The 12,300-nt window shown below is 62.6% G+C and carries 10 protein-coding genes and 1 other RNA gene; 7 read left to right on the forward strand and 4 right to left on the reverse strand.

What is annotated here, in order from left to right:
* Position 1: 1 nt before the first annotated feature.
* From ABFE16_10625 to ssrS, 4 genes are all read right to left on the reverse strand, one after another.
* The gene (locus tag ABFE16_10625; GenBank protein ID MEN6345748.1) at positions 2-427 is read right to left on the reverse strand and encodes an ATP-binding protein; all 426 of its coding nucleotides are present in this window, start codon (positions 425-427) and stop codon (positions 2-4) included.
* Positions 424-819 carry an STAS domain-containing protein gene (locus ABFE16_10630; protein ID MEN6345749.1) on the reverse strand — a complete coding sequence of 132 codons (396 nt, stop codon included), beginning with the start codon at positions 817-819 and terminating at the stop codon, positions 424-426. The genes ABFE16_10625 and ABFE16_10630 overlap by 4 nt, the downstream gene beginning before the upstream one ends.
* A complete protein-coding gene (locus ABFE16_10635; protein ID MEN6345750.1) occupies positions 803-2,131 on the reverse strand; it encodes a replication-associated recombination protein A in 1,329 nt (442 codons plus the stop codon). The genes ABFE16_10630 and ABFE16_10635 overlap by 17 nt, the downstream gene beginning before the upstream one ends.
* 168 nt (positions 2,132-2,299) lie before the next feature.
* A non-coding RNA gene (gene ssrS / locus ABFE16_10640) (6S RNA) lies at positions 2,300-2,511 on the reverse strand.
* A 433-nt stretch (positions 2,512-2,944) separates the two neighbouring features.
* Here ssrS and ABFE16_10645 point away from each other — a divergent pair.
* From ABFE16_10645 to ABFE16_10675, 7 genes are all read left to right on the forward strand, one after another.
* A complete protein-coding gene (locus ABFE16_10645) occupies positions 2,945-4,780 on the forward strand; it encodes an ATPase, T2SS/T4P/T4SS family (GenBank protein MEN6345751.1) in 1,836 nt (611 codons plus the stop codon).
* A 61-nt stretch (positions 4,781-4,841) separates the two neighbouring features.
* A complete protein-coding gene (locus ABFE16_10650; GenBank protein MEN6345752.1) occupies positions 4,842-5,978 on the forward strand; it encodes a type IV pilus twitching motility protein PilT in 1,137 nt (378 codons plus the stop codon).
* Between the two features lie 189 nt (positions 5,979-6,167).
* Positions 6,168-7,400: a type II secretion system F family protein gene (locus ABFE16_10655; GenBank protein MEN6345753.1), complete on the forward strand. Its 1,233-nt coding sequence runs from the start codon at positions 6,168-6,170 to the stop codon at positions 7,398-7,400.
* Positions 7,401-7,688: 288 nt separating this feature from the next.
* Positions 7,689-8,561 carry a prepilin peptidase gene (locus ABFE16_10660; protein ID MEN6345754.1) on the forward strand — a complete coding sequence of 291 codons (873 nt, stop codon included), beginning with the start codon at positions 7,689-7,691 and terminating at the stop codon, positions 8,559-8,561.
* 204 nt (positions 8,562-8,765) lie between these two features.
* On the forward strand, positions 8,766-9,584 hold the full coding sequence (locus ABFE16_10665) for a type II secretion system protein (protein MEN6345755.1): 819 nt from the start codon (positions 8,766-8,768) through the stop codon (positions 9,582-9,584).
* 234 nt (positions 9,585-9,818) lie between these two features.
* On the forward strand, positions 9,819-11,492 hold the full coding sequence (locus ABFE16_10670) for a type II secretion system protein (GenBank protein ID MEN6345756.1): 1,674 nt from the start codon (positions 9,819-9,821) through the stop codon (positions 11,490-11,492).
* A gap of 79 nt (positions 11,493-11,571) precedes the next feature.
* Complete coding sequence (locus ABFE16_10675) at positions 11,572-12,291, forward strand: prepilin-type N-terminal cleavage/methylation domain-containing protein (protein ID MEN6345757.1); 720 nt, start codon at positions 11,572-11,574, stop codon at positions 12,289-12,291.
* The last annotated feature ends 9 nt before the right edge of the window (positions 12,292-12,300 follow it).

Here is a 12,300-nt window from a genome sequence, read left to right on the forward strand (position 1 = left end):
ATCACCTCGCCAGACGCTTTAGCATGGTTACCTTGGTACCGCTGCCCGGGGCACTCTCGATGCTGACCTCGTCCATGTAGCGGTGCACCAGGTACAGGCCCAGACCGCCCTCCTGGGAGAGGTCGGCCTCGGCATTGAAGTCGCGACTTCCCACATCAAAGCCGACGCCTTCGTCAATGATCTCGACGGCGAGACCGGTGGGTCGAGGCGTCATCCGTATGACGACGGGACGCAGTTCGCGCCCCTCAAAAGCGTGGTCGATGACGTTGGTGAAGACCTCGCTGACGGCGACCTTGAGGTCATCCACATCGTCGACCGTCATGCCGGCACGGGAGGCGACGGCTGCAGCCGCAAGGCGCACCACGGCGATATACTTGGCGTCGGGTAGCAGCTTCAGCTCAACGACGTCGGCGCAGACCTCGCTCACTGCCCCGCACCTCCCTGGGCGGTGGCCTGACAACCACCGCGGGCGGCGCGTTCGCCGGCCAGGGTCTCCACTGCCCGCCCGAAATCGTCCTGAACGTTGAGCAGCTCAGCGGTGCCGGAGACATCGAAGACGCGGCGGATGTTCGGGCGTCCGCATACGACGGCCAGGTCGCCGTTCTTCTCGCCGGCCCGCTTCACTCCACCAATGAGGATTCCGAGAGCCACGCTGTCGATGTACTCGGCCTGCCGCATGTCGATGACAAGCCAGGCGACGCCCTCGTCCAACGCGGCGGTGATTGCTTCGAGCAGACGCGGGGCTGTGTAGGCGTCCAGCTCGCCCTCGATGGCGATGTTCTTGAGCCAACCGTCGATGAGGTCAGGCTGAATTCTCAACGCTCTCACCTTTGGTGGAGCCGCTATCCTTGTCCTTGGCCGCCGAGTCGTCGGGCTGCGTCGTCTGACGCGCCTGCTGCAGAGCGGCCAGGTGGGCGGCGATCTTTTGCTCGCGTGGGTTATCCTTCGGCGTGTAGAACCGACGGCCCTGAAGGCCTGGTGGCAGGTAGTCCTGGCCGACCCAGCCGCCGGGGTAGTCGTGCGGATAGAGGTACTCGGACCTTGCGTCGCCGGGTCGCATGCCGCCTGCCAGATGCCCGGGGACGGCGGACGCACCCTCTGCACGGACGGCCTCCCGGGCCGCCGCAATGGCCGCGCAGGCCGAGTTGCTCTTGGGCGCCAGGGCCAGGTACAAAGCCGCCATTGCCAGCGGAATCTGGGCCTCCGGTAGGCCTACGTATTCTACCGCATCCGCCGCGGCAACCGCAACCCTGAGCGCCAGCGGGTCGGCCAGCCCGACGTCCTCTGCAGACTGGATGAGGATCCGCCGTGCGATGAAGCGCGGGTCCTCTCCGGCCTCGAGCATCTTCGCCAACCAATACATAGTGGCGTCCGGATCCGAACCGCGCATACTCTTGATGAAGGCCGAGATCGTGTCGTAGTGCTCGTCGCCGGCGCGGTCGTACTTGAGGACCGGCTGCTGGAGCGCCGCCTCCGCTCCTGCAAGATCGATGCGGCGACGTCCCTCCGCGTCAGGCTCTGCGGTGATGGCAGCCAGTTCCAGCGCTCCCAGAGCCACTCGAGCGTCACCGTCGGCAGCCTCACACAGGTGCTCCAGGGCGTCCTCGTCGACGTCAGCTCCGAGCGAGGCCACGCCTCGTTCCGCGTCGGTGAGGGCGCGTTGCACCAGCTCCCTCAGGTCCGCCGTTGAGAGCTTCTCCAGGCCGAACAGCCGACAGCGGGAAAGCAGCGGAGCGATGACACTAAAGTACGGGTTCTCGGTGGTCGCACCGATGAGCGTGAAGGAGCCGTCCTCGACGTAGGGGAGAAGCTGGTCCTGCTGGGCTTTGTTCAGTCGGTGGATCTCATCGATGAAGAGGATGGTGCGCCGGTTGTGCAAGGTCAGGGCTTCGCGTGCACTCTTGGCAGCCTCGCGAATCTCCTTCACGCCGGCCGAGACGGCCGAGAGCTCCAGGAAACGATGCTCGGTCTGTCCGGCAACCACTCGCGCAAGAGTGCTCTTGCCGGTGCCGGCAGGGCCATGGAGAATCACCGAGGGAAGGCGGTCGCGGTCGAGGGCACGACGGAACACAGAACCCGGCGCAGTCAGGTGAGACTGGCCCACCACTTCCTCCAGGGAACGGGGCCGCATCCTCGCCGCCAGGGGCGTCCCACTGGGGTCCTGGGGGGTGTCAAAAAGGGTCATGGGATTCCGGGCAGGTGGAGTGGGGAAGGCCAGGCGTGAACTGCAGCCCTACGGGGTCAGCAGTGACTGTGGGCCGCAGCACCCGTGGTCTACCCCCTGAGGGGAACACAAAAGAGGCTCCCCGCAAATGCCGTGCCTCCTCAAGTTTTCGGACCCACAATTAATGTGGGTGCTCTCCCACCTACATTGCATATCCCGTGTGGTCCGCTCCTGCCCGGGCAGTGGCGCAACCAGAGGCGAGACGTCGCGTTGCAGACGGAGCCCGAGCTCCCTAATCGCAGGTGTTGGGCCGAAACTGTTGGACGTCACGCGCAGCGCAGGGAAACCTCTTGCACCTGGATTATACCTGCAGCAGGAGGGCTTTGCAAGGCAGCACACCTTCGCAGAAGGTGTCGACAGGCATGCAGGAATCCCTCACACCGGCGAGGAAAGGTCCCCCGATGATCGGCGGCGTCATGGTTTTGCGGTGGTCGATATCCGTTGCCGCCAAAGCGCCTGGGTGACGACGCGGTGCGGGTAGAGGGTGGCCGATTGCCAGGCGGCTGTTTTGTTGACTTGCGGTTGTGGCGTGACCTATAATGCAACGTGCCATAAGGCGGACGGCGATCTGGCGGGCCGGGATGCCCTCGGCTTGCGCCTGACCTTTCGCCGACAGGCTGTTGCTCCGGTTACGGCTCAGCGGGCCGCCCGGCACCGAGCGTCTCGTCACATCGCACCATCATACGGGGACTTCCTACCTCACGCGAGAGGTGTATGGCCATGCGCAGGCCTGTCGGCGGTCGCAAGCAGATTGGTCAGATGCTCATCGAAAAGGGCCTGATTACCGAGCAGCAACTCAACGATGCGCTCGCGACCCAGAGCCAGACGACCGGAGAGATGCTGGGCCAAGTCCTCATCACTCTAGGTTTCGTCGATCGAGTCCCCCTCTATGAGACCCTCGCCGAGCAATTGCGCGTGCCCTTCGTCGACCTGTCCAAGCAGCCGGTCGATGCGAATGTGGCCTCCCTGGTCCCCCGTGAGATCCTCGAACGCTACAACGCTGTGCCGGTGGGCCGTGGCGATGGCTGCATCCGTGTAGCGATGGCTGAACCTGGTGACGTCATCGCAGCCGACGACCTCAAGATGCATCTGCAGCAGGCCGTCGAGCCGCTTCTGGCCGACCCCGAATCGATCCAGATTGCGATCAGCGGCGCCTTCGAACGGCGGGGTGGTGGCGCCGGCGGAACTCCACCACCGGTCGCTGCAGCTTCCTCCGCCACCGGCACCGACGGCAGCACCACGAACTTCGAAGGGCTGGACATGCGAGCCCTCACCGAGTCCGTGCGTACGTCAGGCATGCTCGGTGGCGAGGACACCTACGAAAACAAGGAGACGCGGGTCACCACGGACCGCGTGGCCGACGTCGCCGATGAAGCCCCGATCATCAAGATCGCCAAGGTCATCCTGCAGCGCGCTATCCAGGACCGCGCCAGCGACATCCACGTCGAGCCCTACCGAGACAAAGTCCGTGTGCGTTATCGGATCGACGGCGTGCTCCACGACATGATGCAGGTTCCCAAACACGTACACGCGCCGCTCGTCTCCCGGTACAAGATCATGTCGGAGATGAACATCGCAGAGCGTCGTGTTCCTCAGGACGGCCGCATCCATGTGCGGCACGCCGGCAAGGACTACGACCTGCGCTGCTCCGTCATTCCGACTACCGGTGGCGAGAAGTTCGTCATGCGGATCCTCGACAAGAGCTCCATCGAGATCGGTCTGGAAGCCCTTGGCTTCGATCGCAGCATGCTTGCCGACCTCGAGAAACTGATCCGCCAGCCGAACGGCATGATCCTTTCCACCGGTCCGACGGGTTCGGGCAAAACGACCACGCAGTACTCGATTCTGAACCGCATCAACTCGGTTGAGATCAACATCATCACGGTTGAGGACCCAGTCGAGTACCAGCTCGATGGTATCGCTCAGGTACACGTGAACCGCAAGGCTGGTCTGACCTTCGCCATCGCGCTGAAGTACTTCCTGCGCCAGGACCCGGACATCATCCTGGTCGGAGAGATCCGTGACCTCGAGACTTCAGAAATCGCCATCCAGGCAGCTCTCACCGGTCACCTTGTCTTGAGCACCCTGCACACGAATGACGCTCCGTCAACCGTTACGCGTCTGGTTGATATGGGTGTTGAACCCTTCCTTATCTCTTCCTCGGTTATCGCCTCCCTTTCGCAGCGTCTGGCGCGGCGCATCTGCCCGGACTGCAAGGAGCCCTATGAACCGCGGAAGGATGCACTGCTCGGCTTTGGGTTCGACCCCGATGCCTCCGAGAACCGGGACATGGTCTTCTACCACGGGCGCGGCTGCGAGAAGTGCCGCCACACCGGGTACCGTGGTCGCGTCGGCGTGTACGAGCTCATGACCATGAACCAGGAGATCGCCGAGCTTATCGTCAAGCGCGCCTCTGCGGGTCAGATCAAGGAAGCGGCCCTCGCGGCCGGCATGATCACTCTTCAGAAGGACGGCTTCCGCAAGGTTCTGTCGGGTATGACCACGGTTGAAGAGCTGACCCGTATCGTCTTCACAGCCGGCAGCTACGCGGGCTAGACAGATCGCGCCCGGCGTGGCGCAGCGGCATGCTTCATCCGCAGAAGGATGGTCTCTCACGATGGTACAGAACGCCAACGGTACTGGGGCCGCAGCGCAGTCCCAGGTCAAGCGTCCGAGCCGCAAGCCGGTTGAGGATGTCCACATTGACGAGCTGCTCGAGATCATGGTCAACAACAACGCCTCCGACCTTCACCTGGCCGTTGGTTTGCCACCCATGATGCGCATCGACGGTGAGCTCAAACCTACTCGCTACGAGGTCATGACTCCTCCGATCGCGCAGCGGATGATCTACGACGTCCTCACCGACGACCAGATCCAGCGCTTTGAAACCAACCTCGAACTCGACTGCTCTTATCAGATGCGTCAGATCGCCCGGTTCCGTGTCAACGTTTTCCGCGACAAGGGTACCGTGGCGAGCGCTTTGCGTCTGATCCCCCAGAAAGTGCCGACGATCCAGCAGCTCGGCCTGCCTGCCATCGTTGAGGACTTGGCACGCCGGCCGCGTGGACTGGTGCTCGTGACCGGGCCAACCGGTAGCGGCAAGTCGACCACTCTGGCCTCCATCATCCACCAGATCAACACCGAGCGGTCCGAGCATATCATCACGGTTGAGGACCCCATCGAGTACCTGCACACGCACAGGAAGTGCATCATCAACCAGCGTGAACTGGGCCAGGACACCCTGACCTTCAACGCAGCACTTCGCTCGGCTCTTCGTGAAGACCCCGACGTCATCCTCGTTGGTGAAATGCGTGACCTGGAGACCATCCAGTTGGCGATCACCTGCGCGGAAACCGGTCACCTTGTCATGGCGACCCTGCACACAAACAACGCGGCCGAGTCCGTCGACCGCATGATCGACGTCTTCCCGTCGGACGAGCAGGAGCAGATCCGCGTCCAGCTCTCCAACAACCTGGTGGCAATCATGTCACAGCAGTTGCTACCTCGCGCGGGGCAGCCGGGCCGCGTCGCAGCGATCGAGGTTATGGTCGCCAGTGCCGCCATCCGCAACCTCATCCGCGAGAACAAGGCCCACCAGATGCACTCGATCATCCAGACCAGCGCGGAAGCCGGCATGCAGTCTATGGACCAGGCGCTGCGCGATCTGTACAAGCAGAGCCTCATTACCTACGAGACCGCCATGCGCCGGTCGCACAACCCGGACGAGTTGGAGAAACTTATCCACGGCGAATAGGGCAGAACTGAGGCACTTCCCCGCCGCGTCGGGTGTTGAAGAGGGTAACGTGCCGGTAAACATTAGGTTTAGGGTGGGGATGGGCGCAGCCGATACTCTAGTGGCAGGCTTCTCGGGGGAAGGCTTCCCCGTGTTTCACGCCCCGTCGTTCGCACGACGTGAGGTTGTGGAAGAAGGAGTGAACCGCGAATGGCGACCTTCGAGTACGTAGCCAGGGACAAGACCGGTAAAGAGGTCACGGGGACGCAGGATGCGCCGACGAAGGAGGCCCTGGTCCAGCAGTTGCGGGACAAGGGCCTGATGACCAGCAGTGTGGAGGAGAAGAAGACCCAGGCGCTGGTCAAGAAGAAGGCCGGTCGTCGAATCCGAGGCCGCAAAGTCACCGCACGCCACCTCTCCATCTTCTGCCGCCAGTTCGCAACCATGATCAACGCTGGCGTGTCGCTGGTGCGCTGCCTCGACGTTCTCGAGCAGCAGACTGATAGCGCCGCCCTCAAAGAGATCATCCGAGACATCGAGGTGGAGGTCGAAGGCGGCGCCACGATGTCGCGCGCGATGGCCAAGCACCCGCGCGTATTCACCAACCTGGCCGTCGGTCTCGTTCGCGCAGGAGAGGTCGGCGGTGTCCTCGACGAAACCCTCGACCGCCTCGCAGGCTTTCTCGAGAAAGACATGGAACTGCGCCGGAAGGTCAAGTCCTCAATGACCTACCCGGTCCTGGTCATGGTCGCAGCCATCGGTATCGTGACCTTCCTGGTCACCTTCATCTTGCCTAAGTTCATGAAGATGTTCGTGGAACTGGGCATGACCGAAGACAAGTTCCCCCTGCCCACGCTCATCCTCATGAAGCTCAGCGGCTTCATGACCAGCAAGTGGTACATAATGATCGCCATCATCGTGGGCTTGACCATCGCCTACAACCGTATCAAGGCGACCAAAACCGGGAAGCGCTATCTCGACATGCTGAAGTTGCGCTTCCCTGTATTCGGCTCCCTGAACCACAAGATCGCGATCTCGCGCTTTGCCCGCACACTCTCGACACTGCTCTCTTCGGGTGTGCCGATCCTGTCCGCTATGGAGACAGTGGCCGGTACGGTTGACAACGACATCATCGCTGACGCTATCCTCCTGTCCCGTGCAGCCATCCGCGAAGGCGACACGATTGCTGACCCGTTGGCGCACTCCAAGATGTTCCCTCCCATGGTGGTGCAGATGATCACCATCGGTGAGGAGACCGGTCAGCTTGACCAGATGCTGGAGAAGGTTGCCGACTTCTACGAAAGCGAAGTGGACGCTTCCCTCGAATCTCTGACAAGCGCTCTGGAACCACTGCTTATCATGTTCCTGGGTGGCGTCGTCGGCTTCATCGTCGTCAGTATGTTCCTGCCGCTGATCGCCATCATCGGCGAGCTGTCCCAGTAGGAGCAGGGCTCCGGCACACGTCCGGAATCAGGATTGACAGCTGGTCACAGCGGTCGGGACTCCCGTTCCGACCGCTCTCCGTTTTGTGCAGAGGGCTTTGCTGAACACAGGTGACCTGGAGGGAAGGCCAGTCGTGGCTGAGGGTGGTGGCGGGCCCGGAAAGCCTCGAAGCGGCAGAAGGAATCCGAAGGGCACAAGAGGAAGAGACGGCCGCGGGCTGCATGGGGTCCGGCTTTTGTGGTGCTTGCCGGCCGGAGCCACGGGCTCGGACTGAAACGGATCACAGCGATGATATACGTCCCCGACAACCCGGCGGCCTGGGTCCTGATCTTCATCACTGGGTCGGTCATCGGCAGCTTTCTGAATGTGGTCATCTACCGGTGGCCGCGCTGTGAGTCCATCGTCACGCCGCCGTCTCACTGCGGCAGCTGTGGGGCAAGACTCACCGGAGTCGACATGGTGCCGGTGCTCAGCTATGTCCTGCTGGGCGGCCGATGCCGCCATTGCCATCACTCGTACAGCCCCCGCTATGCGGTGGTCGAGGCGCTCACCGGCCTCCTGTTGCTCGGATGCGTGGGCAACTTCGCGTTGTCATGGTATGCCCTGGGTGTGTTCGTGGTTGGCTGCTGCCTGCTTCTGGCCTTCTTCATCGATCTGGATCATATGATCATCCCTGACGAACTGGTGGCGATCATCGCCGCGGTAGGGATCGGAATCAACCTGGTCGACCTGCTCCACGATGTGACCGGGGTGACTGGCGGCCAGGAAGCCACCCATGCCCTGCGTTTCGCCCAGGAAATCGGTGGGCAGCCGCATAGCTTGCTGCTCCCCAGTTCGATCGTAGGGCTATGTCTGGGCGCCGCGGCGTTCTGGTCCGTGTCGTGGGTGTTCGAGCGGGTCTTCGGCAAGCCGGTGCTGGGTTTCGGTGACGTGAAACTGGCCGCGGGCATGGGAGCCTTCTTTGGCCCGGGTTACCTGTTCGTGGCCTGGTGTCTGTTGTCTGTCGTGGTCGGGGCTGTCGTATCGGTGTTCCTGCTGGTGACCGGGATCCGCAAACGCGGTGACTACATCCCCTTCGGGCCGATGCTGGCCGCAGGTGGTGTGGTGCTGATGTTGTACCCCGCCCTTGGAGGCTGGATTCTCAGCCTCTACGGTGGGTGAGACGGATCGAGAGGCGCGCTTCGCAGGGGCTGGTAGGCCCCTGTGCCGGGCCTCGCCGGGGGGTAACAGATGGCCTACCCAGGTTTACTGCGCACAGGTAGTGGGTAGAGACAGTAGTGGCTTAGGTTGCGGCAAGAGCGTGGCAAACCTGTTTGCTTCGCGCAAGCTGAAGCGACTTGGCCAACCCTAGAGAGGTGCAGCGGAATGCACATGATCAACCGCATGGGACGGGGTTTCACACTTATCGAGTTGCTCGTAGTGATAGCTATCATCGCAGTCCTCGCCGGTATCCTGATGCCGGTCATCAGCAGCACTCAGGAAAAGGCGCGACAGGCGAAATGCTCCGCCAACCTCATGCAGTTGTCCACCGCTCTCGGCGCGTACAAAGCCGACTGGGGGCGCTATCCTTTCCGGCCCTTCTACGATGCGAACCTCAACGAGTATCAGGGCGGCGTCAGCGCGGTAGCCCCGGACTACATCAAGTCCTCGACAGTGCTGGAGTGCCCCAACGACGCTGGGAACATCCGCGGCAAGCAGATTCCGAAGCATTACTCGACCTACAATGGCCCAGTGCATTTCATGTTTGATTCGACGGCCACGGGCACGGACATGTGGCAGTTCGAGAAAGTCGCCGGCGGGATGGGTACCGCCAGCGATCTGTGCATGATCACCTATAACTACGGTGGTTTCGACAACAACGGCTGGGACGAGTCCTGGTGGGACGGAACCAAGTGGACGATGTCGACGCCCGACGGCGGGGCTGTTCCGACCTGGTTGGACCCGGCCAAGTGGCGGTTCTACCCGCGCTTGTCCAACCGTCAGTGCCCGGACAACGCCGTGGCGCTGCACTGTCGTGCGCACCGCGCCTGGTATGGGCGCGACGAGACGAAGGCGGCCAATGCCGAGCCGGCACGGTGGCGCGATATCGTGGTGCGCATCAACGGGCGCGTTGAAACCGTTGACTACTCGGGTTGGGCCCATCCGGAAGCGTCCGGTGCGTCGCAGTGGAAGATACAGAAGTAGTTCCGGTCGCCGGCTGAGCCGCTGGGGGCTGAGCACGGGGCGCAGAATCCCGTTGCCAGCCCCATGTCGTTGAAGGTGGCGCCGTTTCCGGGTCAGTGGCCAGAGTTTGCAGGTTTGGGCGAGAGGTGTCCAGGGAAGTCTCTGCCAGAGGCACCCTCGGGATCGCCGGCCAAACACGAGGATCGGGCAGCGTACGAGAGCTCCGGCGGCCGTCCTGCATAGCGGAGGCGCAAGATGGTAGTGAACACGAAGGGGTACAGCCACATCGGCGGGCGACGTAGCGGTTTCACGCTCATCGAGCTGCTGGCGGCCATGGTTGTCCTGCTGATCGGCGTCTATTCGGTGGCGGCCCTCTTCCCACGGCTCTCCAAAAGCGTGTCCGACGAGGAGCGGCGAACCACCATCACCCGTGCGGTCGCTGAGTTGTCCTCGCGCTACCAGAGCGACGCCGCTGAGGCACCCGAGGCTACTGCGCCGGCAGACGCCGACATCAACGCCCTGGATCCCAACAGCTTGCCGCAGGACCCGGACAGCACGAGCCTCACCACGAACCCGGTGAACAGCCGGGACGACATCGTGCAGGTCTATGGTGAGGAGTTCAGGGTCCCGGCACCCTCCGTGGCCGGCGGCTTCCCCTGCTATGTGCCTAAGGGCGGTCTGATCGACCCGAACACCCTTCCTACCGTCATAGAGCTGCGTAGCCTTACCGAGGCAGCCGTGGATCCGGGACCGGGAGGCACAGTCGCTTCCGGCGAGTTCTACCTCAGGCCGGATGGGATGCTCATCGCTAACTCCGGAACCGGCTACGTCTCGGTCGACTACGACTGGACCGCGAACAACCTGGTGCGCCATGCGGTCGACGAAATGGTCCCAGTTCAGGCCGGTGGCACTCTGGTTCAAGCTCAGCAGCCGGTCGGCCCGAGCGGTCGCGGTGGCGCCGTCGTGCTGGGCAATACGCAGGCCTACGCAGTCTATGGATACACGGGCTCGGTTGGTGATCCCAACGGAACCACACTGCCGACAGGTAGCCTGAGCTTTGTCGTCGACTCCCGTGCCGGGCAGGCCATCTACTTCCCGCCCGATGCCGTGGGCAAGAGGCTGAAGATAAGCTATCGGCTGCGGCGCGAAGACATCCAGGGCGGGACCAACCAGCGGCTCGCTCTGATCATGCATGAAGACAAGACGATCCCGGCGACGGCACCTTACGAATTGCCCCTTGGGATCGAGTTCCTGGACGATGCGAACGAGCTGTTCACCCAGACCTTTGATGGGACGCAGTTGACCAAGCCGGAATGGGTCATGATGGTCGACCTGACCGACGGCACCCCAATCGGATGGGAAGGCCAGACGAGCAATGCCTCCTTCGACTTCCTGCGGGGCATCAGCAACGTCGACTTCCGGAAGGGTCTGCTGACGATCGACTCGACAGCCCTGGCAAGCCGCCTTGGGCACCCGGTGCGCATCTACTACCGGACCCTTGAGCAGCACTCGATCCAGGTTCAGCGCGCGCCGGCGGAGTTCGTCGAAGTCACTGCCGGCTTCACTCCGAACGTACCTTTCTGGCAGCACCGCCAGTTCTGTCTGGGGACCCAGGTTACAGGCGGGCATACCTACGGGTATGTCTACGGCATGCCGGCGTACTGCGAGGACCAGGCGGTGCAGGTCGACTACATGATCCGCAAGCCCGGTTGGGGTACGCCGCGGCGGGTGTCCAACGAGGTGCACGTCGTGACCGACCTACGCAACATGGGCGCGGGCTACGGATTTGGGTTCGCCCTGAACGAGCCCGACATCGTCGGGATCACCAGGGTCCGCGGGGTGTCGGTGCGAGTGGTCGGATGGTGGCGGACCGAGGCAGGACGTCAGGGGCGCATGGATCTGACCAACATGCTCTTCCCGGATGTCTGAGCCTGAGAAGTCCACGATGTTAGTTGGCCGCCCGCGGTGCACAAGGCACAGCAACGGGGAGACAACCATGAGGCGGAATATGTCTAGAGGGTTCACGCTGATTGAATTGATGGTGGTGATCGGCATCGCCGCACTGGTGAGTGCGATCACCCTCCCGGTTGCCTTCAGCCTTGCAAACGGCAACAAGGCGATGAACTGCACCACCCGGATGCAGCAGATCGGGATGGCGCTCAAGCAGTATGCGCTGGACAACGGCGCGCCGCCGCCGTACTACCCGGATACAGCCAACAACGCGATGGTCGGGGTAGGTCTGCTGGCTCTGGTCGACGGCGGCTATCTGAAGAGCTCTGACAGCCTGCATTGCCCGGCGGACAGCAGGCATCCTAAGAACGATCCGTTGTACTCCCATAGCTACGATACGGCGGACACCCAGGCAGCCTTCGATACGGGTAACCCCTATGGCGACTGGAACCAGTACAAGTTCCTGTCCTGCCGTGGGGTACGCAGGAACTCTGGCGATCCTCAAGAGAAGCAGCAGCTCTCTTCCTTGCCGGAGGCGCCGAGCACGAGCACAGTTCCTGCCTTCCGGCGTGATTGGCACCCTGATGACCGGACCCTTGTTCTGTGGTGCGACTTCCACTACCTGTCCGTCAGCAAGGGCGGCAAGGGTGTCTACCAGGCACTGTTTTGGGATGGCTCGGTCTTTCGCATGACCGGCGAGCTGTTCCGGTCCGGCACTGCCGTGAAGACTGACGCGTGGCGCATAGAGCCCGCGGATGATCCGACGCAAGCGGGGTAGTGTTGGAGT

The organism is Armatimonadia bacterium (assembly GCA_039679385.1).
GTDB lineage: Bacteria > Armatimonadota > Zipacnadia > Zipacnadales > JABUFB01 > JAJFTQ01.

Coding starts and splice junctions, on each gene's coding strand:
- ABFE16_10665 (MEN6345755.1), top strand. CDS start 8,766: ATGCACATGATCAACCGCATGGGACGGGGTTTCACACTTATCGAGTTG.
- ABFE16_10660 (MEN6345754.1), top strand. CDS start 7,689: ATGATATACGTCCCCGACAACCCGGCGGCCTGGGTCCTGATCTTCATC.
- ABFE16_10645 (MEN6345751.1), top strand. CDS start 2,945: ATGCGCAGGCCTGTCGGCGGTCGCAAGCAGATTGGTCAGATGCTCATC.
- ABFE16_10670 (MEN6345756.1), top strand. CDS start 9,819: ATGGTAGTGAACACGAAGGGGTACAGCCACATCGGCGGGCGACGTAGC.
- ABFE16_10635 (MEN6345750.1), bottom strand. CDS start 2,131: ATGCGGCCCCGTTCCCTGGAGGAAGTGGTGGGCCAGTCTCACCTGACT.
- ABFE16_10675 (MEN6345757.1), top strand. CDS start 11,572: ATGTCTAGAGGGTTCACGCTGATTGAATTGATGGTGGTGATCGGCATC.
- ABFE16_10650 (MEN6345752.1), top strand. CDS start 4,842: ATGGTACAGAACGCCAACGGTACTGGGGCCGCAGCGCAGTCCCAGGTC.
- ABFE16_10655 (MEN6345753.1), top strand. CDS start 6,168: ATGGCGACCTTCGAGTACGTAGCCAGGGACAAGACCGGTAAAGAGGTC.